Consider the following 24109-nt stretch of genomic DNA (forward strand, 5'->3'; position numbering starts at 1 on the left):
ATGCGTTTAATATCAAAGTCTGATGTTGAAGCGATTCAACTATCAAACCTAGTCATTAAGTCGAATGGTCACCGTGCTTATCAAAAGATGCAACAGGCTTGGCAGAACGATAGAACAAATACTGATACGGCGTTTCTCTTTGCCACATGTGCGTTTGCATTTGTTTACGAGGAATCTATTGCACCTGATAGGCATAGATATTTGTCACATGCAATTGATGCATTTTCAGATTGTATTAATCAACGGAATGATTGGTGGATGGCAAGGTTTATGCGTGGGGTAGCTTTACAGGCTATTGTGATTTCTTCAGCAGAACAATCACTGCAAGATGTATATGAAGATGATTGTGAAGTGCTTATCAAGCAACAAATGAAAAGTTCTAAAAAAGAGCCATATTTTTTGTGCCCATATCTCATGTTAGCCAAATCAAATATTTTTGAAGGTAAGATAGATTATGCTATAGAAATTGCTGAAAGGGGTTTACAAGAACTCACCCACAGTGAAGTTGTATATCCATTGAATATATTGCTTCAACCGTTTGGTGATGCAATTGCTATATTCCGGAATATTGGGAGAGATGATTTAGCAGAACGTATAAAATATGTAGGGCTTTCTCTATTCCCTCGTTCAATTTCTCTAGCGTCATTTTAATTAGAAAGGATACAATATTATTATGGTATATGATGGAAAAATGCTAAGTATTCACTTGACAGATAGATGTAACAATAAGTGTTGGTTTTGTGTAGTGGATTCGCCAACACAGTTAAGGGAAATGGCTAATCGCAAAAAGATTGACCGATTTATTGAAGCGCATCGAGGGCAGAGGTATATTGCGGTAAATTTACATGGTGGCGAGCCGACTGTGAGAAAAGATTTTATTGAGATATTAGAAAAAATCGCGGAATGTGAGTATCCACATGTAATTTTGCAGACGAATGCTCGTCGTTTAGCATCCAAAAAGTTTGCCGAGCGCGTATGTGAGCTAGGAGTCGATTTATTTGTTGTGTCAATTCATGGAAGTGATGCTGCTATACATGAAAAGATTACGCAAGTACCAAAAAGTTTTGAACAGGCTATTAAGGGAATACGAAATGTGAAGTCACTAGGGGCTAAAGTACGTACAAATTCGGTGGTAAGTAGGATGAATTTTGAGGATTTCCCAAGTATAATGGAACTACTCATTTCGTTGAATGTGGATCATATTAATATCTCTGCATTGCATACCGTTGGTGCTGCTTTTAGGCATTTTAATTTAGTAACTCCAACTTATGATGAAGCAATGCCATTTGTAAGAAGAGGTGTTGAGCTAGTTAGGAAGTCAGGTACTGTCCTAACTCTTGAAGGGTTTCCTCTCTGTGTTATAGAAGGTCTTCACGAACACCTGATTGATTGGCATAATCAGCAATTCAAAATGCTTTTTCGTGGTGTTATTATTGATAACTATGAGACTTATATGGACGAAACGATGCGTGTTCACGGAGAGATTTGTTCCGATTGCACTTTTTTTAGGAAGTGCGGGGGGGTTTATAAGGAGTACATTGCTATTCGTGGTTGGGATGAATTTGTGGCTTTGACGAGTAAAGGGAGGTCGGTGCAAAATGCGAATGCCTAATAGAGATGATGACATACTTCTTCAGACATTACAAATCGGTGTTAAAACGTCTGCAAGGGATAAACTTGAAGAGAAATTACGTGTTCAACTTTCACGTCAAAATGATGCTGAAGCATATTTTGCTTTGGCGCTGTTTAATTGTGCATGCATACCATTTGTTACAGATGGACAAAAACTACACAAATGCCTCATTGACACTATTGAATGGTCATCTAGATCAGTAGAAATTGACAAAGAGCATTGGCCTGCATTATTCTTGCGTTCTATGGTAAGATTGATGATGAATGATGATGAGACAGATGAGATGGCAATGTATTTACTTCCTATTGATTATACTGAGAAGGATGCTATTGATGACCAGTATAGAATGATAGATATACAAAAGACACTTTCTGAACATTCACCATATTGCATTGTTCCGTATGTTCAGCTTGCCTACGCGAAGGTGCTTGACAAAGATATAAAGAGCGCAATTTATATTTTAAGAGATGCAGGGGAAGACATTAAGTTGGAAAAGATTCCACATCTTAAAAACGTGATACGGTTGCCGTTTATTAGTCTTAATAAGAGTGCACACAAGTTAGGTAACCATGAAATGTGTAACTTTCTTTACTATTGGATTAGGGCTCTTTTCCCAAATCAGAAATTATAATATAAAGGAGTAAAGATGAAAATTCTGTTTATCGTAACAAGTTTTTGGGCATATGGAGAATTGCAGATTGCTATAGATTTTGCCTCTCAAGTATCAACATTAGGACATAAGGTTATATTTCTTGTTCCACCTTCACATGTTGATAGAGTTAAGGCGAATAATATTGAGTATAGGGTTCTTATACCGAATTGTGCCTTATTGAATCGTATTATCTTGAGAGATATTGAGGAATTATTTAATCCTGATTGTGTAATACTATCTGATTTTCTTAATTATGCATTTTGTGAAAAACATTATGGCTTAAAGGAAGAAGACTTATCTGTTTTTACCGGTATAATTGGTGCATTCGACTTATATAATTTTTCTAAGTCAGGAAAAAGAGTTGATACATATGGTTTTCGTGCTAAAGAAATATCACATCTTTGTATAGATAATTATGATTTCTTACTACAACCTTGCCCAGTTAATAAAGTAGCATTAGATAGTTCGTCTAATTATTTTCGGTATCGTATTTTTGATGGTATTGAAGGTAGGAGTTATACTGATATTAAAAGTGCTAGAGAGACAATTGGGGTAAAGTCATCTGAAAAGTTAATCGTGATGACAGGTGCAGTATGGCAATCCAGTTTTCGGCCATATAATGAAGTTAAAAAGTTAGTTTCAGCGGTTGATGATGCAATTATGAAAATGATTGTAGGGTTGCCACAAAACTACAAAGTGTTTTGGATTGGTCCAAGGCATAAGCCAATACCAGAGAAGGTAACAAAAATGCGGCACTTTGAAAGTATGCCACCATCCGCGTTTGAGACACTTGTGGATAGTGCAGATGTATTTGTATCAACAAACTATATTTCTACATCAATGATTAGAGCTGCACTCAGAGGTGTTCCAATAGTGTTATTAGCTAATTCATACCTTAAGAGGACAGGAGAATCACGCTCGTTAACAGGTCGTAGAGAATCGGATATTTTGAAAGACTTAAATATCGTTTATCCATTTCGTATGTTTCCAGTTGGTTGGTATTCGTTTCTTGAAACTATAGTGAATGGTAATTCTTTTTACAAGTTGACAAGACGCGCTGAGGTGTTTTATGTTCAAGAGATTTCTGAAGTTATTGAGAACGCTGCTTCAGAAAATCTAGATCAGACATTGGATAATCTTCATAAGTACAAGGAGAAGTGGTTGGAACTGCCAAGTATTGAATCAATAGTTTCATCATTAGCTCAAATTAACAAGACATTCTGAAAGGGAGGAATATAGAGTGAAAAAATTAATGATCATTGCTTTGGGAGTGCTTTCAAATGGTGAAATAACCATTGTGATGGAATTATTACGCCGTATTCCTAATAAGGATATAGAAATATGTTTTGTTGTACATGAAAAAATGTCTAAGCAGGTTGTGGCTAATGGTTTTTCTGTAGTCATATTAAACAGCAATTCGCAACTTGAAAATCGCAATTGCTTCAGGAAAGCGCTTAAGGAGTTTATGCCCGACTTATTTATATGTGCAGATGTATTTACAATGGATTTTTCGTCGACTTGGAGCGGTGTAGACCTTGCTGAATTGAAGGCTACTGGTATACCTGTGGGAACACTTGATGATTATGAATGGGAATCAACTCATTTTTTACAAGATTTTTCAGGGATTCCTATGAAGATGAAATCTGAACTAATTACACAAAGTGACTTCTTGATTCGTCCATGCCCAGTTAATAGGCCTAATCAGGAAACTTCTAGCAAAATAATAAATTGCAGTCTGTTCGATATAGAGGCTCTATTAGAGAAGTATCGTAAAGACATAAAGATGAAATCAAATTGGCGTGAGTCTATGGGAATTAAAAAGGATGCAAAAGTAGTCATGATTGTCAATTCACCTTGGGAGTACGTTGAGGTAGGGCGTAGATTGGAAACGGTTCGGTTAATTGAATGGTTACCAAGAGTTATACAGAACTATTTGTTGGCGCTTGAAGTGCCGTTAACAGTCCTACATGTAGGAGGGAAAAAATGGAAAATAATAGACGATAGGCTAATTGACTACAGGTATTATATAAGAGTTAATCCAACGGATTATAATTGTATGATAAATTGTGTTGACCTATTCTGTGGTACAAATCTTATTTCAGTGACTTTGTCACGAGCAGCTCTATGTGGAGTGCCAGTAGTGTTGTTTCAAAACGAAAAGTATATTGACTTTAGAAAACTTAATGCTGTGCTTGGTAGGATGCCAGACTGGTATCGCGAAATGGCGGGAGAAGTTAAAAAAATTATGCCGTTTAAGGTTTTTCCATGGGGATGGTTTAAATTTCTAGAACCTGTTATGGCGGATAATCCATATGGTGCAATTTTTAATAAAGCACCTTTATTTGAACCCAAGAAATGTTTAGATGTTATACGCAAAAGTATTTTTGATGAAGAACATAAAGTAATAATAGAAAAGAAGCGAGAAGAATATATTAAAATGCTTGATTTGCTTGCACCGCCATCAAAAATATTGGAGGTGACATAAGTTGGATGTAAAAGATAATTGTACTCGTGGGAGTGTTTTAAGAGAAAAGGCTCGGAGGAACATTTGGCAATTTGGAACTAGCCATAAGAAAATGGAGAATACTGATCGGCCGATAGTGTTTGAATTTGCAAAAGATCGGTGGCTTTATGATGTGGATGGGAACTCTTATTTTGATGCACTTTCAGGAGTATGGGTTGTCAATGTTGGGCATGGCGAGCACCGAATAGCCAAAGCAATGGGACAACAAGCTAAAGAGATGAATTATGTCCTCTCTGAAGAGGGGTTTGCTAATATTCGTGCCATAGAGTTGTCTGAGCAACTCCTAAAAATTCTTCCAGATGATTTTGACCGTGTTTACTTTACCTCAGGTGGCTCAGAAGCTGTTGAAATGGCACTTCGTATGGCACGTATTTACCATCGGCTACAAAAAGAGCCACGTAGAAACCGCTTTATTTCACGACGAGGGTCATATCATGGCGCAACGTTGCTTGCATTATCAATAACTGGGAATAACTATTTGAGTCATGTAGTAGGGCCACCTCCACCAGGTTTGACGAAGATTGCTCATCCATATTGCTTTCGTTGTGAATTTTCGCATCGCGATCCTAATACCTGTGGTTTTGAGTGCGCACATGACCTTGAAGCAGTTATTTTGCGTGAAGGAGCCGATAATGTAGCTGCGTTTATTGCAGAGCCGATAGCCACAGCCTCTGGTGTGGCTATACCCCCTAAAGGCTACTGGAAAGAAATTCGTAGGATTTGTGACAAGTATGGGGTTTTATTAATCCTGGATGAGGTTGTAACTGGATTTGGTAGGCTTGGAACAATGTTCGGTATGGAATGGTTTGATGTAATCCCCGATATAGTTGTTATGGCAAAAGGCATCACATCAGGGTATTCTCCTCTGGGAGCATTGGCTACGAGCAAAAAGATAACTTCCAAAATTCCTGACAGAGCTTTCTTAATCCCTGGGTTTACTTATACAGGGCATCCTGTATCGTGTGTAGCGGCTTTAACAAATATAGATATTATTAAGAACGATGGACTACTTCTAAATGCTACTAAGAGAGGAATACAACTTAAGAAATTACTACATGAAAAACTAGATAATCAACCATTTGTTGGAGATATTCGTTGCCTCGGTCTATTAGCATGTGTTGAAATTGTGCGAGACAAGAGCACTCGTGTTCCTTTTAATTACAACGATGGTGTTGTAGATATTTTGACTGACTTTTTCTTGCAAAATAAAGTATATGTAAGATTATTGGAGGGATATATACATATTGGCCCACCGCTTACTGTAACAGAGGAAGAAATCGCGTGGCTTACTGATGTTGTTAAAGATGCGTTTGAGCAGTTATCTCGTTTATTGAGCTGAAAAGTGACCCAATCCATTTAATAAACTACGTCGAGTGTATAAAGTTATAGAAAATAGTACTGAAATACTGGAAAGGAGGTAAACATGACTGGTTTTAAGTTTGCAGATATTCTTTTAGAAGAGGGAATTGAGACCCTATCAACACCAAAAAAAATTACATTTACCTGCAACTTGGGTAACAAGACGCTTTACCATATATCGATGAATAATCATTTCCTATCTCCTAGAGGGCATGTTACAAAGACACAAACCTTGTCCGCTAGCTATATAAAAGTGGCTGCAGCAAGCATTACCCCTAAATCAGTAATTTTTACTTACACTTGGGATGATGTAAACTTTAATTCTGATAATTGGCACGGTGAATCTTCGAAAACAAAATGGACATTCGCCAAAGGACTAAGATTTTCGAATATTATGACATATCCCACGCCGATAATGCCTGAAAATGATAAGGGTGGGTCGAATGATCAGATAGATTTCATAGGGATTGATTATTCGCATTTAGTAGAATTGCCAACAGTTAATTTGCTATATATGTTGAGCTGGGATGTGACTGGATTTGAGGAAATGACATCTTACTTGGCAAGAAGCCTTGGAGCTTTCACTGAAGTAGGTGAATATGTGGAAATTGATACTGTAAGCGATACATGTGTATATCTTGAATTTAGTGGTTGTAAGCAAGATTCCTTTTTTCATAATGGTCGTTTCGAAGCTGCTTTTATCGGCGTAAGCACATGGAAAGGACATTTAGGAGCTTTGTTTGAATATAAGTGTATCGGGAAATTGGAAGTTAACAATGCAAAAAATAAATCTAATGCTATAAGCCAAACAGGCTCATCGTATTATTTTGGCAAAGTGCTTATTGACTTTAGTACTGGAAAGTTGCTTAGGGGTGACATGGTTGAACAGGTTACCGGAGTTATTATCAATAAGAAAAACAAATGGGTTCCACAACAAAAAAGACGTTTTGTTCTCCTTGAATTAGCTTAGTACCAAATATGTACCCTTTCTTCAATTTTATTATTATAATTAACTGCGATAAGGCATCTTCCTTTTCGCAGAAAGGTGTGGTGATAATTATGAATAATACTCAATCGACATTTATTTCTAACGGATATACACTTGCGAAACAGTTTGACGCATATTTAAACCTTTTGGAATCTGAACTGTGCCATGAAATGCTACCAGCTCAGCTACAAGCAGTTGCAATTCGAGGATTGAGGACTACAACTGGTTTGGACATAGCTGGATGGCATAGATTTCACCAAAGTATAGTTTTGGTACTTGATTCAAAAAAAAATGGGCTTTCTGAGCCAGTAAACGATTATATATGTGAATGGTTAGAATGTATTCAAAAGTTGTCGAAATTTTTGAAAATAATACCCAATGAGTCAAGTCGTTTTTATGATGAAAAGGAAATCGAGAATGATGTCAAAACTTTATGTGAGCAGGGGGCTACGCTCATAACAGAAATGATTGAATGGATGCAAAATGCCCACACTATAAACTGAATAAGGTTTTATTATATTTGCAACAGCGCAGGCAAAATATATCAATAGTTATTTTAAATAAATATTAGGTAATATATCAAGAGCCTATTTGAGGAGGAGTTAAAATGAGTTATGCTATACGGGTTGAAGACCTTAAGAAAAGCTATAACAGCCATATTGTACTGAAAGGTTTAAATTTTAATGTTAATAAAGGTGAAATTTTTGCATTACTTGGTGTGAATGGCACAGGTAAAACCACAACCCTTGAGTGTATTGAGGGATTACGCAAGTATGACAGTGGTAATATCGTGGTTAATGGCAAAATGGGGATTCAACTGCAGTCAACGTCACTTCCTGAGCATATGAAGGCAATGGAAGCAGTACGGCTTTTTGCCAAATGGAATAAAGTAGAGATTAACCATGAAATGCTTGATTCTCTTGGAGTTAAAGAGTTGGCCAAGAAGCAATATCTGGAAATGTCAACTGGACAAAAACGACGTTTGCATTTAGCACTTGCTTTAGTCCGTGATCCAGAGATTGTGTTCCTTGATGAGCCTACTTCTGGACTTGATGTAGAGGGAAGAAAATTCCTCCATCAAGAAATCCGCAAGCTCAAAGAACGAGGAAAGACAATTATTATGGCTAGCCATGATATGGTAGAGGTAGAAAGTCTGTGTGACCGTATTGCAATTCTTAAAGATGGTGATATTGCATTTATAGGTACTGCCGAAGAGTTGACTACAAAAATCGGTCAGCGTTGCACAATTTACATAAAGACTGAGCAAGGGGTTGAGAGCTTTGAATCTGATAATATCAGTGATACTATTTTAACCCAACTTGAGGACTATAAATGTAGGGGAATTGCTGTGTTGGATATTAAAATAGACAGAGGAACGCTTGAGCAACATTTTATCAATATATCAAGGGGGATTAATCAATGAATGCATTTTTATACGGGTTAGGACTGCAATGGAAACTGGACATACGTAGTAAAGCAATGTTAATAACATGTTACTTACTTCCACTAATCTTTTTTGCTTTTATGGGTGGAATATTCACATCCATAAACCCGCAATCCCGTCAAACACTAATCCAGTCGATGAGTATCTTTGGCGTATCAATGGGGGCGTTAGTAGGATTGCCACCTTCCCTTGTCGAGATATATAGTAGCGACATAAAAAAAGTGTATAAGGCCAATGGGATTCCATTATTACTAGGAGTTGTTATCCATTTCATATCAGCGTTTATCCATTTGTTTATAATGTGCACTATAATATTCGTGGTTGCACCTATAACTTTTAATGCAACAATTCCCGCAAATATACCAGTTTATCTTGTGTCGCTAGTCATCTATATTGCCACTTCACTAAGCATAGGAAGTGTATTCGGTTTAGTGATGAAGAACATTCCAAAACTTACCATGGTCTCGCAGATTGTTTTTATGCCGTCAATTATGCTGTCTGGAATTATGTTTTCTACCGATATGTTGCCCCAATCGCTTGAACATGTCGGTAAAATATTTCCTGCAACATGGGCATATAGAACGATGACAGGTAAAGAATTTGATCTTGTTCTTTATATTCCAATGATAGTGGTATTTGTTATAACGGTTTTAATCTCTGTTTTCGCAATGTCAAAAAAGACGAATGGGTAAAGTGTTAGTTAGGTTCTCCGTAGTTGTGCTAGGGGTAAAGTAAGTTTTTTAGAGTAGAGTTGTAGTATTTCACCGACGTTCTACAAATGAACAATTATTTTAAGTGATAATTTCGTCCTACTTTGAGTATTACAGAATAAAAAATTGTAGATAACTTTGATTTATTACCTGAGTAAATGAATATAACTTTATTCTATAAGGCAGAGGAGGCGATTAATTGAAAATTTTATTTGTTAATATACCGTATACAGGTCATATTATACCAACTTTAGGATTGGCAGAGGAATTAATAAGGCGGGGGCATAAAGTATCTTATATACTGTCAGAAGATTGGAGGAGTAAGATAGAAGCTATTGGAGCTGATTTCATACCATACAATGAGAAAATGAAAACTAGTGATGAAATTGAGAAACTATGCTATTTAACCGCATATATCACGGGATTAGAAGTAGGGAAAGGCTATGAATTGTTGATATATGAAGCTTGGTTTTTTCTGGGAGAAGCTTTAGGGGCAAAATTAAATATTCCAACAATTAAGCTTTTTACTACATTTGCATTAAATAAAAATGTAGCGCATGATTTAATTTGTGAATCTAACAATTTGAAAGTTTTTCTAGATGAAGAAATTAGGATATGGCATACAAAACATCTAGTAAGAGAAATAGAAATAAAAGAAAATGATTTTTTGGATGAAATGATTTACAATATACCTGATATGAATATTGTATTTACATCGAAATGGTTTCAGGTGGATGCAGAAAGTTTTGACAAACGTTATAATTTTGTGGGTGCTTCTATTTCAATGAATGAAACATCCTCATTCATTGAAACACAAATAAGCGATAGTAATCCTATAATATATATTTCATTAGGAACTATTTATAATAAACAGCTCAATTTTTACAAAGCTTGTATCCACGAATTTGCAAATAAAAATTATAATGTAATTATTTCTGTCGGGAGTAAATATTCAATTAAAAGTTTTGGAAAATTACCCAAAAATATTTACGTATTCCCATATGTACCACAGAAAGAAATTTTAAAAAAAACATTGCTTTTTATTACTCATGGAGGTATGAACAGTATTAATGAAGCACTATATTATGGAGTTCCTATGATCGTTATTCCTCAAGATGCAGATCAACCGTTTAATGCAAGACGTGTTAAAGAAATGAATTTAGGTACTTGTATTCAAATAGATGATATTTTGAATAATTTATATTTAACAGTAGAAAAAACGATTAATGATAGAAAAATAAGTAAAAACGTACAATATGCACAGAAACAGTTGCAAAATGCAGGTGGTATTAAGAAAGCAGCAGATTTAATTGAAGGATGCCTTAGTTGTTAAGGTTTATCATAATATGATAATTATGGTCGATACGCTTCTTTTCTGTCGATAAGAAGATGGTATAGATTTTGAACTTTTGGTACGTATGAGAATATAAATAATTATCAATATATTATTTAAATTGGATTTATTTATGGATAAATAAAATATCAGTAAAGTAGTGTAATTCTTGAAATATAAGGGATTATTAAAGTGACGTAGTTGAAACTTACACTATAAACTGATGAAATGGAGGAAACTTATGAAAAGTATACTTGGATTTGTTCCCGCTTCAGGTCGTGGTGCTCGTATGAAGGGCGAACTAGTAATAAAAGAATTACTTCCAGTGCTTATTCCTGATAAGAAATTTCCTATATTATTATTTGAAAATTCCCTATCTACCATGCGTAAAGCGGGAATTAATAATGTGATTTGTACAATCAATGAGAGAAAGCCAGACTTAATGAAATATCTGAATCTATTTTCTAAAAAGTATCAAATGTCGATTGCTTATGTTAATCAAAATGTAGATTCAGATGAGTATGGTGTCCCATACTCAATATACCAAGCAAGCCCATTTTTATATGACCATACAGTAATTATGCGTTTTCCAGATACTATTATTATGCCTGAAAATTGTGTTAAATCTTTATTAGATTTCCATTATCAGAAACGTTCAATATTAACGTTAGGTGTTTTTGAGACAGATCATCCTGAACGTCTAGGTCCAGTTGACTTGTCTGAAATCGGCGAAATTCTAGAGATACAAGATAAACCGCGAGACCCATGTGCAAATAATACTTGGAACTGTGTGATATGGGAAGATGCCTTTCTCGATGTTATAGCAGAATTAGTTATTGCATCAAAAAGTGAAAAAGGTAGGAAAAGGGAGTTAGTGTTACTTGATGCCTTTAAAAAATGCTTAGACAAGAAGTTACCTGTGTATGGCATGAAAATAAATAGTGGTGTATGCATTGATATATCAACCGTAAATGATTTTGTACAACTGTGGAAAATTACCCAATAGGAGATTTTGCCTGTGTGTATAAAAGCAAATGAAATGCTAAGTTATAAAATTAAATGACTCACAAAATAGAATTTCCTAAATTTAAAAAGTGACTCATTTGGAATTTTCTGATATTGCTAAGTCAACTAACAAGGAGAATTTTTCAATGAATCACAATAAGAATAATAACATAAATACTTAACTAAAAAAGAACGCTACCAAATTGAGGAATATAAATGGATTATTTAATTATTATATTAAATATAAGTTCTGATTGTAAGGATATTCAAACAAGAAAATATTTTGATATTACTAAACTTAGAAAATATATAAAGATAATAAAATAAATGAGCTTGATAAACTGAAAAATATATCTAAGGAACTTAAGTATATGAGTGTATTCTAAGGAATGGTATCACTGATATTTTTCATATGTTTCTTTGTACTATACATACAATTACTAACAAGGGATAGAAAGTGAGAAGGTGTATAAAAAGAGGATAAGAAAAATAGTTTTTTGATACCTTGAATACTTGAAAGAAGATTTAGTTGTTTTTCTTAAGGCGTAGTTAAACGGTAAATAACATTTTAGTAGAATTAATACAATCATTGATATAGTTGTAATATTCTAGTCTGAGACACTGTTGACTAGAGAGTTTATAACCTTGATGATAACTTTATTATATTTGTTTTTTAAGGATTTACGTAACAAAGATTTACAGTGTTCTTTGAAGAATGTATATACGAATCTATGACAATCAATCAAATATTTAATGATTTTTCTTGTTATAATATAGTCACCCTGCCTATGGCATTCACTTCACTTCTAAACTAAGTTTTGTATTATGGTTTAAAATCGAAACCAATACAGTTAAATATTTTGATATATATTTCATGAATAGAATATAGTTCTAATTTCTCTGGGAAGTGATTGTAAATGAATCATTACTTGCACTAGAGTATAATTCCATCGGTGAGAACCTATGTTTAGCTGGTTGGGTTTTCAGTCTGGAACTACCCGTGTCACAAACAAGGGTATAGAATTATTGATAGTAATGGAATTACTATTCTATCTCAAAAATAAAGGAGATTATAGTCATGAAATTGACTAAATATCTAGCAATAACAACGGGTTGTTGCTTTAGCAAAAATTTGCGTTCGTGCTCATAGGAGGGCACTCATTTGTGCTTAAAAAAGATATTCGACATGTAAAATACGGATTTTTATCATGGTTGGGATAATGTTCTACTCCCTTCGTCGTGTTCTGTAGTGTGACTAGTTATCTTACTTTAGAAGGATTAACAATAAATTAGATATTTATTCAAAAAGTAACTATTTGTGCCTTGAGCACAGCGAAAGGAGTGTAAGTTAGAATGAAAATAAGAAAAGCTGTTATTTTAGCTGCTGGATTCGGGACAAGATTGTTGCCAATAACAAAGGCTATACCTAAAGAGATGATTAATATTTTCAATAAACCAGCTATACAGTATATAGTTGAAGAGTGTATATTATCTGGAATTAAAGACATATTGATTGTTACATCAAGAAATAAAGAATTAATTGAAAATTTTTTTGATTCATCACCTGAACTAGCCGAGAACATACGTTCTAAGAGTGGTAAAGATGAACTTTTAAAAATACAAAGCCTTTATAAAAAAGCAGATATATATTTTATAAGGCAAATAGAACCTAAGGGAACTGGTCATGCTGTAATGAGAGCAAAAAGTTTTATTGGAGACGAGGCATTTGCACTATTATTACCTGATGATATTATAAAATCTAAAATACCAGCCATTAAGCAATTAATAGAAGTATATGAAGCAACTAATTGTTCAGTAGTAGCAGTAGAAGAAGTATCCATAGAACAAGCTGGAAATTATGGAGTTGCTGTAGTTAGAAATTTACACCAAAAAATTAATAATATAATAAAAATAGAGGAAAAGCCAAATAACCCTACAAGTAATTTAGCAATTGTAGGTAGATATATACTTAAACCAAAAATTTTTAATTTGTTAGAAAAAACAACTTATGGGGTAAATAATGAAATACATATAACGGATGCTATTAGTTCATTACTTAATTATGATGAAATCAAAGCTCTAAAAATTTATGGTAAGAGATTTGATATTGGAAGTAAAAAAGGATACGTTAACGCTTTCTTCGAGTATTTAATTCACTTTGCTTACGAAAATATAGAATATCAAGAAATTATATTAAATATAAAAAACATAGTTAACTCAAATAGAAACTATCAAGCAAATAATTGTGATTAAAATTGCAAGCATCAAGAAGTTAGCCCAATAAGGGTCATTTACATAATTATAAAAATGTTATATATTTAATCATTATTACTAAGTTGTAAAAGAATAATTTTACAACTTATGCATTCTGAGCTTTTGTAAGTCTAATTTTTAAAATCGATAAGTTATTGCATTCTAAACTTAGAATATAAAAAGGTTTAGCCCTAACTTGACATCGTGTTACGTATCGAGAATTGAAAAGAAAGCTATAGAAAAACTAAGTTTGGCATTAACACAGTTAGATTTAAAATGCATGGCTCAGGTCATGTTTTTTATTTGGATAAAATGAAAATGAGATTATGGAAAACTAATGGAATTCTTTTATTGAAGGAATTGTAATGTTAAAATAAAAGTAGGGAAGTGACTTGACATAAAAAAACTCCAAAGTAGATATCTAATTTTAATTAATTAGATTCTGCTTTGGAGGTATCATAGTATAAGCTTTTTGTTTTAGGTTTAAAAAATACAATGCTAAAAGAATTAAGATTATTTGAGTTTTAGTATAATTAACTCTCAGTTATTTCTAAAGCTTTCTCTACAATATTTTGTACAGTTAGGCCATATTTTTCATATAGCTCATCAGGATTGCCTGATTCACCAAATGTATCATTTATGCCTACTCCTTTAACTATGCAAGGACATTCACTAGCTGTGATTTCAGAAATAACACTGAATAGACCTCCATTTAGAAAGTGATCTTCAGCTGTTATTATTCCTTTAGTTTCTTTAGAGGCTTTAATTATAGCTTTTCTATCTGCTGGTTTGATAAAAGGAAAACTGATGATTCTAGCATCTATATTATGATTAACAAGTTCCTTTGCAGCATCTATTATTATAGGGACCATACAGCCATGTGCTATAAGTGTAATATCATTTCCTTCTTTCAAAGTGTAAGATTTTCCGAGTTCAAATTCGCAATTAGCATCAAAACAATTTGCACATTCTTTTCTACCTATCCTTATATATACAGGGCCTTTATAGTCTATAGCCCATTTAACTGCTTTACGTGTTTCTATCTCATCAGAAGGAGCTAAAACTACGAAATTTGGGAGTGCTCGCATCAAAGCTAAGTCATCTAAACTTTGATGAATAGCACCATCCATACCTACTGCCAGACCAGGATGAGTGGACATAATTTTCACATTGGAATTAGAATATGAGATTGATTGTCTTATTTGGTCATATACTCTGCCAGGTGCGAAACAACAAAATGTGCTTACTACTGGAACATAGCCCATTCTTTCTAGTCCAGCTGCCATGCTGATCATATTTTGTTCTGCAATTCCAGTATTGAGGAATCTTGAAGGGAACTTATTTTCAAAACCATTAATTTTTGTTGCTCCACCTAAATCACCACTAAGCACAAATAAATCAGAGTTTATCTCACCTATATCAACTAGTTCTTTTCCAAAAGCATCTCTTGGTGCTAATAACTTATTCATTTAAAGCCACCTCCAGTTCTTTTAATTCAAATGTTGCTTGATTAAATTCTTCTTTGTTTAGTTTCTTAGAATGCCACTTAACACTGTTTTCCATAAAACTGACTCCATAGCCTTTAATGGTATCAGATACAATAATACTAGGGATATTACCTAATTTATTAAATCCCTTTTCTATATCTTCAAAATCATTTCCATTTACTTCGATTACCTGTAATCCAAATGAAAGTAAACGATTTCTAAAATTTGGAGCACCCATTATTTCAACATAATGATTATCTAATTGTAGTTTGTTATTATCTATAATAGGTATTAGGTTTTCTAATTGTAACTTACTTTGTAGCATAAGTGCTTCCCATATTTGGCCTTCTTGCATTTCACCATCACCTAGCATTACATATACATTACCAGATAAATTTTTCTTTTTCTTAGCTAACGCTATTCCTAGTCCAAATGATAAACCTTGGCCTAAAGAGCCAGTAGAACACTCTATACCTTTTACAGAATCAATATGTGTATGGCCTTGTAATCTTGAGTTTATTTTTCTATATGTAGTTAATTCATCCAGTGGAAACAAACCTTTTCTACCTAGAACAGCATAGAAGCCTAATGAAGCATGTCCTTTGCTTAAGATAAAAATATCTCTGTTTAAATCATCCGTATTTGAAAGCGATAAGTTCATTTTTTCAAAATATAGATAAATCATCATCTCTAGTGCAGAAAAAGATCCTCCGAGATGGCCAGATTGTATTTCATACTGAGTATTTATACAATCTTTTCTTGCATCTAGTGCAAGTTGTTTTAGTTGTGTTAACTTATCAATATTCATAAAAGCACATCCTCTCTTGAAATAAAGAAAGACCGTCCACAAAAGACAGCCCTATCATAGTAGACAAAATAAACTTTAATAAACTAGTAATACTATAATATTCTCAAATTAATGAATATGTATATATATTGATATAATTACTTCATATTATATTAGCTTATAAATCTTATAATATTTCCAAGTAATATACCTATAACTCCGAAGTCTGCGTCTGAGAATGTTGTATTACTAAAACCTAAATCACCAAGTACTGGCATAAGTAAAACTGGTAATAATGTGATAAATAAACCATGTACAAATGCACCTATAAATGCACCTCTTCTACCACCAGTAGCGTTACCAAAGACTCCAGCAGTTGCACCACAGAAGAAATGAGGTACTACACCTGGTAAGATAATTACTGCACCTAAACTTCCAAGAATAAACATACCTACAATACCACCAAGGAAACTAGATAAGAAACCTATTAATACAGCATTAGGAGCGTAGGGGAATACCACAGGACAGTCAAGTGCCGGTTTCGCATTTGGAACTAATTTCATTGATATACCTGTAAAAGCAGGTACAATTTCAGCAAGAATTAATCTAACACCTTGTAATATAATATATACACCACCAGCAAATGTAAGTGCTTGTATAAAAGAAAATACTAAGAAATTTTGTCCACCACTTAAATTAGTTTCAACATATTCCTTTCCACATGCTATCGCAACAATAATGTAACATATAGCCATAGTTAAAGATATCGCAACAGAACTATCTCTTAAAAAAGACAATCCTTTAGGAAATTTGATTTCTTCAGTTGATTTTGAGTCTTTACCTACTAATTTGCCTATAAGACCAGATAATACATAACCACATGTTCCAAAATGCCCAAAAGCAACATCATCAGTTCCAGTTATTTTACGCATAAATGGTTGAGCGATAGCTGGGAAGATGGCCATGATAATACCTAATAAAATTGCTCCTACTGCAATAAGTGCAGTACCTTGTAATCCACCAACAGCTAAAATAACAGCTATCATACATGCCATATATAGTGTGTGATGTCCTGTTAAAAAGATATATTTAAATTTTGTAAACCTAGCAATTAATATATTAGCTATCATACCAAATACCATTATTAATGCAGTTGTAGTTCCATATGTTTTAAGACCCATAGCAACAATGGCTTCATTGTTAGGAACAACACCTGTTACACCAAAACCTTGTTGAAACATAACACCGAAATGTCCTAGTGCTGCAACTACTATGGTAGCACCTCCGCCTAATATCAAAAACCCTAATATGGTTTTTATAGTACCTTTAATAATATCAGATGAAGATTTTTTTTGTAGTAGTAATCCAATTAGTGCTATCAATCCAACCAAAATGGCAGGAACACTTAAAATGTCAAGCATTAATTTTAGCATACAAACCCCTCCTATTTTATGATACCTTTATCTTCTAATGCTTTAGTGATTTTTTGCTTTAACTCGTTTTTGTCTATCATATTATTTAAAGAAACAGTGTAACCTAAACCCGTTAAATTGCTTGCTAAATCTCTAGTACCTACATATATATCAGCTTTAATACCAGAAGCACTAGATAAATCTGAATGATCTACTTGTATTTCTTCCAAATTCATTTCTTTTAAAATATTTTTAATATTCATTTCTATCATAAAACTAGATCCTAAACCAGAACCACAACAAACTAAAATTAACATTAATAAAACCTCCTAGTATTTTTAATTTTTTGAATAATGCTTAGCTATTTTTATTACATCATTTTTATTAGTAGTAGTCATTATTTTGTTTAAATCAGTATCATTCATAAATAAATTCATTAATTGAGATAAAGCTTTTAAATGACTAGTATTATCAGATGCTGCTATTGTTACAACTAATTTGACTGGGTCATTTAACTCACTTCCAAATTTAACAGGTTCTTTTAATGTCATAAGACTCATAGAAAGTTTTATTACACCATCTTCTGGTCTAGCATGAGCTAAAACTATACCAGGTGCAACTACCATGTATGGTCCCATTTTTTCGAAATTATTAAATATACTGTCTTGATAAGAATGTTCAATAGTTCCTTTTTTTATCAAGATATCACATCCTTTTTCTATAGCATCCCTCCAATCTTTAACAACGACATTTAGTTGTATTACATCTTCTATTAATAAATCTTTTAACATATAAACCTTCTCCTCTTTAGGGTATCTATCAGTACTTTTTAAAGTATATAGAAACTCATATAATAATTGTTCTCTATCTTTAATAATCGCATATTTTTTTACAGATTTAATAAGCTTATTAACGATAATTTCTTCCTGTGTTATTTTTTCTTTATATTTTGGCTTTAAATATTTTTCAAGTATTTCGTAATCTTTTTTCAGAAGCATTGGATTAATTTTTATATATTCAGTATTTTTTAGCCCAGAAATATTTACTGTACTAATTAAATAATCAAAGTTTTCTTTAGCCAATTCATTGATTTTTCTACTAGAAACTGTTTTTAATATTTCACAGTTAAAGCGTGTGCTAATTTGAGAAGCAATCATTTGAGCAGTGCCTATTCCTGTTGCACATACTAGAACAAGCTTAGGAATATTCTGTGATCTTTTTTTAGCTTTTTCTAAAGCTGCTCCAAAATGCAAAGTAATATAAGATACTTCATGTTCATTAATCTTACAATCCATATAATCTTCTAAGTGTTTGCAGACCTGTTTTGTGTTCATAAACAAAGTTTTGTAATTTTTTAAGATATTGTTAAACATAGGGTTCTGTAATTTTATACCATATTTAATACGATAAACTGTAGGTCTCAGATGTAACATTAAGTTTGATATTATTAAGTTTTTGGATTCTTCAAAATCTACATTATAGATATTTTCAATGTCATTAAGCATAGCAGCAGTGACTTTATATAATTGCTCGTTTACTATTTTAGATCCATTAATAATTTTGGTACCTAATAAATGTATGGCAATATATTTTATTTCGTCTTCAGGAACGATAATATTGTATTTTTGTTCTATCAAAGCTACTAATTCTTGTGTAATAGTGTATTCTTTAGAAAATTGAATACCATCTCCGTCTGTATCAGGAAGGATAATGTTTTTATCTAATTGTAGACGCTTTATCATTAAAGCAATATGTGTAATAAGATTAGAATATCCTTCATCAGTAAAGCTTCTATGAAGTTCTTTTTCAGCTATCTTAACTAAAGAGTTCAAAAATTCAATATCATATTCTGAAAACAGAACATTAAATTTAATATTATTTGTTTTACTTTGAGTAAATTTTCTATTAATATAGTGAAAAAAATCTTCTGTATCTACAGAGTTAAATGTTAGGTCAATAATAGCTTTCCTCTTGTCAAGTTCAGTTCCCTCAACATAAATACCTATTCTAGGTTTTCTTATCAGTTTGACATTGTTTCTATTTAATAGGTATTCTATTTCATTAAGTTCTTTTAATATAGTATTTTTAGATAATAAAAAGTAATCTTCAAAGAATTTTATACTTAAAGCATGATTGCTTTCTAAAAGTTTTATTGCAATTAAATTTCTTCTTTCTTCTCTTGAATAATAATAGTTGATATTCGCATGTAATTGATAAAATTGAGATAAATGATTACTTATTTTCAATTTATCTTTTATTATTAGCCCTTTGTATCTATCTTTTACAATACCTTCCATAGAATTTGAGACCAAATAGCTGTTTATTTTATCAATATCATACCTTATAGTCCTTTTACTTACCTTGAACTTGCTATGTAGTTCGTTCAAGGTTACGTATGTTGTTGCATCTAACAAGATATTAAGTAATTCTATATGTCTTTTGCTTAAATCCATTGACTCAGCTCCTTAGAATCGGAAAACGATTGCAAATTTATTTTACATTTTTTTTGTTTAGTAGTATATATTAATGTTTTTCAATTTGATGTTGAAAAAATTGCACTATAGGAACACAAATCATAATACCCTAGCTCTTTTTGAGTTAGGTTTTTGCTTTTCCTATACTCCTTAATTTTACTACTAAAACCACTAGTAATAAAGCTAAATAATCATCATTATAATAAGGTTTTATGCTAAAAATTCTGGTTGTTTTGTTACATAATTCTAGACAGTGCAGAAGTTGGTTTTTATCATACTTAATAATAGTACGTAGGATGATGAATTAGAAATGTAAATAATAAGAAGAAATGATTAAATAAATGGTATAAAAATTGTCCACTAAAGATTTTTTGTATTATAATTATACTATGTCAAATGGAGGACAAAATGATAAATTATGATTTAGTATTTATAGTTTGTACATCTATTTTTTTGCTCTAATTATCTTTAAAAAAATTAATATTATAAATACTATAGATTTATATTCTTATTTAGTGATACTTTTCTGTTCTTATAGAACTAAGATTATTGGTGGAATATATACAATTTTAGTAACAATCATAATAAATTTAGTTATAAAAAAAATTAGCAAAGTACGAAGATATGTGGTTTTCAATTTAAGAAAAGAGCATGTAAAGAAAATCGATGAGCTAATCGAACAAAACTTAGAGGATGTGGAATTTTAACTGTATAAAAGAGGATTAGATTATGCATATAAATGCGAAAAAAATAAAAGCGAAGATATAAAAAATATATAAATAGCTTTTGTAATTGAAAATGGTAAAAGTGATATATCAGCAATAATAGCATCAATAATATTAATTATAATTTTTGTTGTTATTATATAATACTAGAGTTGATTAAATTAAAAATAATAGGTAAAATTTTATATGGTGCTTATTACTTATGATGTAGGAATATGATATAGCAATTCATAATAGAAATTAAAGATAATGAAGAGTATATATGAATAAAATAAAAAAGGGTTAAGTTAGGGGGAATATAATGAGTAAGGATATATTGTTTAAGACAGAGGAAAATGTTTTTTCATATCGTGTGGCTGGAATTTTGATAATAGACAATAAAATACTTCTACAAAAACCTAAACATGATGATGATTATTCTATACCAGGCGGACACGTGAATTTTGGAGAAACAAGTGATGAAGCTTTGGTAAGAGAGTTTAAAGAAGAAATAAACGCAGATATCAAGATTGATAAACTTATTATGGTAGGAGAAAATTTTTTTCCTTGGGGAGATAGACCATGTCAACAAATTAGCTTGTATTATGTAGTTTTATTATGTGAAGAGGATCAAATACCTCTGGATGGGACATTTAAAGCTATAGATGAGTTAGGTGATATAAGAGTTAATTTGGATTTTTGCTGGATTCCATTATCAAAGTTAGATGATATAGTGGTTTGCCCAGCAAATATAAAGCAATATTTGTTTTCATTACCAGAAGAAATTAAACATTTTGTCTACAAGGAAAAATAAATCATAATAACTGCAAATAATAAGATGAAAGTTCCTATAATTAATATAATTGAAGAAGGAGTATATATAAAGGGATATAGTAAAAATAGTTAAGAAAAAATAAAATACCTAGTAACCAACACTTGACTTTGACGTCGTGTCGTCCTTTACAATATATCATGAAAGGAGGATTTTATGAGCCTACAGACAATAAGCAAGGTGTCAAAAAATTTCAATATATCAACAAGAACGCTTAGGTATTATGAGCAAATAGGATTGCTTCAAAGCGTTAATAAGGATGGATACTCTTATCGTGCATATGATGAAAATGCTATTATAAGACTGGAACAGATTATTATTTTACGAAAGTTGAGAATACCCTTGAAACAAATAAAACTGGTATTGCAAAGTGGAGAAGCAATAACTGTAATTAAGGTTTTTCAAGACAAGCTAAATGAACTTTCACATGATATTAATGCATTATCTACTATAAAGTCTATTATATATGAGTTAATTGTCCACCTTAAAGATAATATTGATGTTAAAATTAGTCCTCGATTATTGACTGATGAATCGTTGCTTAAAGTTATTGACTCTTTGTCAGTAACAAAAATTAATTTTAAGGAGAGATTAACTATGAACAACTTAAATAATGCAAATGAAAATTTGTCAAAGTTAACTAATGTAAGAATTATATTCTTACCCCCATCAACTGTTGCATCCATACAGTTTTATTGCGATGAGCCAGAACAACATGCTGCTGAGGTAATGGACAGATTTGTAAAAGAAAATAATTTATGTAAAATTAAGCCTGATTTACGTCATTATGGATTTAATAATCCTAATCCTTCACCTAATACTCCAGAAGGAATGCCAGACCATGGATATGAAATGTGGGTTACTATACCTGAAGATATGATAGTTCCTAAGCCTCTTACAAAAAAGTTTTTTAAAGGCGGACTGTATGCAGCTCACATGATTAAAATGGGTAATTTTCATGAGTGGGAATGGTTGGATGAATGGGCAAATAATAATGACACATATGAGCCGAATTTGGGTGATCCTATATGTATGGATGGATGTATTGAAGAACATCTAAACTACATTAATAATGTTAATAACGAAAATTTTCAACTAGAGAGTATGCAATTAGATTTGTTAATACCAATAAAAGAAAAGTCTGAATAATATTATATAATGCTATGGAAGCATATGTTCACGTTAGATAGGTGAGGATACAGCTAATATATTGAAAGGGATTGATTCTTTTTCCGGTGCTAAGCCATAAGATATGGTAGATTATAAGAAACAAATATCAGTAAAATTACCTTCTGAATTAAGTGTAAACATATGCCTATTAGCATGTTTACGGTAAAACTCATATAAATACAAAAAAGCTTTCAAATTAAACTCTGAAGGCTTTTTGTTTTGCACTTCATAGGATTTAGCAGTATTTATATCAACGGAAGGAACAAGACGTATACATTCATGAATTGATATGACTCATGTCCTAGCTAAACAATTATATAAAGCACATAGTGTAGATAAAAGATTCTTAAATCATAAAACGTATTATATTTTGGAAAAATACTTTGTTAGTGCGCTTAACTTTTCAGTAATTAATGTTTTTAATGATTCAGGTTTTATAGATAGTATATTCTCTCCATAGTTCATAAAGTAGTTTGAGATAAATGCTTCTTCTCCTATATTATAAAAACCTAGAATAAAATATTTATCATTTTTAAAGTAAAGCTTCATAGAAGGGTAATGTTCTTTATAGAATAAATCGATGCCTTTTTTTGATATTTCAACCTCAAAATTAGTAGCATCATTAGTTTTATACAATATATCGGCTGGCTTCATAAATTCAGAAAATGGTTTGGGGTTAAATTTATTGCTTTCTCCAATACCTAAAACTTTATCACAGCGAAATACCTGTGGACTTTTTGTTTCAAAGTTATATCCTGTTGCATACCATTGTCCGTAAGCTGATGAAATATTGAAAAATTGTATGTGATACTTTTGCTCTATCCCTTTTTTACGATATGTTATATTGCATACTTTTTCTTCTATGGCATACTGTAAAACATCATTTAAAAAAGGACATTCATTGCTATGCTTAATAGAAGCTAAACTAAATACTTTTTCCACTTTACGAAGCATTTCTATTTTTTCTGTAGATAAGCATTTCTCAAATTTTTTCTTTAATTTCTCTACGCTTAGATGAAAAGGAGTAGTTTCATAAGCCCGTAATGTAAGCATCGAAAAATACAAAGCGAATACTTCATCAATATTAAAAACAATAGGAGATAGAAGCCTATTATGAAGTATACCATAATAACCATTCCTGCCACGTTGAGTATATATTGGCATACCAATTCTTTCTAAAGCTGATACATCTCTAAGAGCAGTACTTTTTGAAATATTATATTTATCCATCAAATCACTCAAATTGAATGAATTTTTATCGTTTAGAAATAACATCATATCATTTAATCTTTCTGATTTATTCATAGGACAATCCTCCTTTTTGTTAAGTAATAATTAAACA

21 protein-coding genes are annotated in these 24109 nt (G+C 32.0%); 15 read left to right on the forward strand and 6 right to left on the reverse strand.

The window, feature by feature from the left end:
* The 13 genes from P3X86_RS02090 (at position 1) to P3X86_RS02150 (ending at position 13901) form a co-directional block, all read left to right on the forward strand.
* Positions 1–651, forward strand: coding sequence for a hypothetical protein (locus P3X86_RS02090; protein WP_483290966.1), 651 nt, complete (start codon positions 1–3; stop codon positions 649–651).
* Positions 652–691: 40 nt separating this feature from the next.
* Positions 692–1612: a radical SAM protein gene (locus P3X86_RS02095; protein WP_483291729.1), complete on the forward strand. Its 921-nt coding sequence runs from the start codon at positions 692–694 to the stop codon at positions 1610–1612.
* Positions 1599–2264, forward strand: coding sequence for a hypothetical protein (locus P3X86_RS02100; RefSeq protein ID WP_483290967.1), 666 nt, complete (start codon positions 1599–1601; stop codon positions 2262–2264). The genes P3X86_RS02095 and P3X86_RS02100 overlap by 14 nt, the downstream gene beginning before the upstream one ends.
* 15 nt (positions 2265–2279) lie before the next feature.
* Positions 2280–3509, forward strand: a complete 1230-nt coding sequence (locus tag P3X86_RS02105; protein ID WP_483290968.1) for a DUF6365 family protein — start codon at positions 2280–2282, stop codon at positions 3507–3509.
* A gap of 76 nt (positions 3510–3585) precedes the next feature.
* A complete protein-coding gene (locus tag P3X86_RS02110) occupies positions 3586–4770 on the forward strand; it encodes a DUF6365 family protein (protein ID WP_483290969.1) in 1185 nt (394 codons plus the stop codon).
* 1 nt (position 4771) lies between these two features.
* On the forward strand, positions 4772–6148 hold the full coding sequence (locus P3X86_RS02115; RefSeq protein ID WP_483290970.1) for an aminotransferase family protein: 1377 nt from the start codon (positions 4772–4774) through the stop codon (positions 6146–6148).
* Between the two features lie 84 nt (positions 6149–6232).
* Positions 6233–7138, forward strand: a complete 906-nt coding sequence (locus tag P3X86_RS02120) for a hypothetical protein (protein ID WP_483290971.1) — start codon at positions 6233–6235, stop codon at positions 7136–7138.
* Between the two features lie 80 nt (positions 7139–7218).
* Positions 7219–7659, forward strand: coding sequence for a hypothetical protein (locus P3X86_RS02125; RefSeq protein WP_483290972.1), 441 nt, complete (start codon positions 7219–7221; stop codon positions 7657–7659).
* A 104-nt stretch (positions 7660–7763) separates the two neighbouring features.
* Entirely contained in the window at positions 7764–8579 is an 816-nt protein-coding gene (locus tag P3X86_RS02130; RefSeq protein ID WP_483290973.1) for an ABC transporter ATP-binding protein, read from the forward strand.
* Complete coding sequence (locus P3X86_RS02135) at positions 8576–9292, forward strand: ABC transporter permease (RefSeq protein WP_483290974.1); 717 nt, start codon at positions 8576–8578, stop codon at positions 9290–9292. The genes P3X86_RS02130 and P3X86_RS02135 overlap by 4 nt, the downstream gene beginning before the upstream one ends.
* A 217-nt stretch (positions 9293–9509) precedes the next feature.
* Complete coding sequence (locus P3X86_RS02140; protein ID WP_483290975.1) at positions 9510–10643, forward strand: macrolide family glycosyltransferase; 1134 nt, start codon at positions 9510–9512, stop codon at positions 10641–10643.
* A 241-nt stretch (positions 10644–10884) separates the two neighbouring features.
* A complete protein-coding gene (locus P3X86_RS02145; protein WP_483290976.1) occupies positions 10885–11649 on the forward strand; it encodes a sugar phosphate nucleotidyltransferase in 765 nt (254 codons plus the stop codon).
* Between the two features lie 1352 nt (positions 11650–13001).
* On the forward strand, positions 13002–13901 hold the full coding sequence (locus tag P3X86_RS02150) for a UTP--glucose-1-phosphate uridylyltransferase (protein ID WP_483290977.1): 900 nt from the start codon (positions 13002–13004) through the stop codon (positions 13899–13901).
* A 533-nt stretch (positions 13902–14434) separates the two neighbouring features.
* Here the strand turns inward: P3X86_RS02150 and P3X86_RS02155 are convergent.
* The 5 genes from P3X86_RS02155 to P3X86_RS02175 form a co-directional block, all read right to left on the reverse strand.
* Positions 14435–15370, reverse strand: coding sequence for a transketolase family protein (locus P3X86_RS02155; RefSeq protein WP_483290978.1), 936 nt, complete (start codon positions 15368–15370; stop codon positions 14435–14437).
* The gene (locus P3X86_RS02160; protein WP_483290979.1) at positions 15363–16196 is read right to left on the reverse strand and encodes a transketolase; all 834 of its coding nucleotides are present in this window, start codon (positions 16194–16196) and stop codon (positions 15363–15365) included. The genes P3X86_RS02155 and P3X86_RS02160 overlap by 8 nt, the downstream gene beginning before the upstream one ends.
* 152 nt (positions 16197–16348) lie before the next feature.
* Positions 16349–17608 (reverse strand): PTS ascorbate transporter subunit IIC, encoded by a 1260-nt coding sequence (locus tag P3X86_RS02165; RefSeq protein ID WP_483290980.1) that lies wholly within the window; start codon positions 17606–17608, stop codon positions 16349–16351.
* An 11-nt stretch (positions 17609–17619) separates the two neighbouring features.
* Positions 17620–17904: a PTS sugar transporter subunit IIB gene (locus tag P3X86_RS02170; protein WP_483290981.1), complete on the reverse strand. Its 285-nt coding sequence runs from the start codon at positions 17902–17904 to the stop codon at positions 17620–17622.
* Between the two features lie 21 nt (positions 17905–17925).
* Positions 17926–20040, reverse strand: coding sequence for a BglG family transcription antiterminator (locus P3X86_RS02175; RefSeq protein ID WP_483290982.1), 2115 nt, complete (start codon positions 20038–20040; stop codon positions 17926–17928).
* 1047 nt (positions 20041–21087) lie between these two features.
* Between P3X86_RS02175 and P3X86_RS02180 the strand changes: the two genes are divergently transcribed.
* Both P3X86_RS02180 and P3X86_RS02185 read left to right on the forward strand, forming a co-directional pair.
* Positions 21088–21579 (forward strand): NUDIX hydrolase, encoded by a 492-nt coding sequence (locus P3X86_RS02180; protein WP_483290983.1) that lies wholly within the window; start codon positions 21088–21090, stop codon positions 21577–21579.
* 174 nt (positions 21580–21753) lie between these two features.
* A complete protein-coding gene (locus P3X86_RS02185; protein WP_483290984.1) occupies positions 21754–22746 on the forward strand; it encodes an effector binding domain-containing protein in 993 nt (330 codons plus the stop codon).
* 384 nt (positions 22747–23130) lie between these two features.
* Here the strand turns inward: P3X86_RS02185 and P3X86_RS02190 are convergent, their stop codons facing one another.
* Positions 23131–24072: a helix-turn-helix transcriptional regulator gene (locus tag P3X86_RS02190; protein WP_483290985.1), complete on the reverse strand. Its 942-nt coding sequence runs from the start codon at positions 24070–24072 to the stop codon at positions 23131–23133.
* Positions 24073–24109 lie beyond the last annotated feature (37 nt).

It is taken from the genome of Abyssisolibacter sp. ZYX002 (genome assembly GCF_056892235.1).

Coding starts and splice junctions, on each gene's coding strand:
- P3X86_RS02090 (WP_483290966.1), top strand. CDS start 1: ATGCGTTTAATATCAAAGTCTGATGTTGAAGCGATTCAACTATCAAAC.
- P3X86_RS02095 (WP_483291729.1), top strand. CDS start 692: ATGCTAAGTATTCACTTGACAGATAGATGTAACAATAAGTGTTGGTTT.
- P3X86_RS02100 (WP_483290967.1), top strand. CDS start 1,599: ATGCGAATGCCTAATAGAGATGATGACATACTTCTTCAGACATTACAA.
- P3X86_RS02105 (WP_483290968.1), top strand. CDS start 2,280: ATGAAAATTCTGTTTATCGTAACAAGTTTTTGGGCATATGGAGAATTG.
- P3X86_RS02110 (WP_483290969.1), top strand. CDS start 3,586: ATGGAATTATTACGCCGTATTCCTAATAAGGATATAGAAATATGTTTT.
- P3X86_RS02120 (WP_483290971.1), top strand. CDS start 6,233: ATGACTGGTTTTAAGTTTGCAGATATTCTTTTAGAAGAGGGAATTGAG.
- P3X86_RS02130 (WP_483290973.1), top strand. CDS start 7,764: ATGAGTTATGCTATACGGGTTGAAGACCTTAAGAAAAGCTATAACAGC.
- P3X86_RS02135 (WP_483290974.1), top strand. CDS start 8,576: ATGAATGCATTTTTATACGGGTTAGGACTGCAATGGAAACTGGACATA.
- P3X86_RS02145 (WP_483290976.1), top strand. CDS start 10,885: ATGAAAAGTATACTTGGATTTGTTCCCGCTTCAGGTCGTGGTGCTCGT.
- P3X86_RS02150 (WP_483290977.1), top strand. CDS start 13,002: ATGAAAATAAGAAAAGCTGTTATTTTAGCTGCTGGATTCGGGACAAGA.
- P3X86_RS02155 (WP_483290978.1), bottom strand. CDS start 15,370: ATGAATAAGTTATTAGCACCAAGAGATGCTTTTGGAAAAGAACTAGTT.
- P3X86_RS02160 (WP_483290979.1), bottom strand. CDS start 16,196: ATGAATATTGATAAGTTAACACAACTAAAACAACTTGCACTAGATGCA.
- P3X86_RS02165 (WP_483290980.1), bottom strand. CDS start 17,608: ATGCTAAAATTAATGCTTGACATTTTAAGTGTTCCTGCCATTTTGGTT.
- P3X86_RS02170 (WP_483290981.1), bottom strand. CDS start 17,904: ATGTTAATTTTAGTTTGTTGTGGTTCTGGTTTAGGATCTAGTTTTATG.
- P3X86_RS02175 (WP_483290982.1), bottom strand. CDS start 20,040: ATGGATTTAAGCAAAAGACATATAGAATTACTTAATATCTTGTTAGAT.
- P3X86_RS02180 (WP_483290983.1), top strand. CDS start 21,088: ATGAGTAAGGATATATTGTTTAAGACAGAGGAAAATGTTTTTTCATAT.
- P3X86_RS02185 (WP_483290984.1), top strand. CDS start 21,754: ATGAGCCTACAGACAATAAGCAAGGTGTCAAAAAATTTCAATATATCA.
- P3X86_RS02190 (WP_483290985.1), bottom strand. CDS start 24,072: ATGAATAAATCAGAAAGATTAAATGATATGATGTTATTTCTAAACGAT.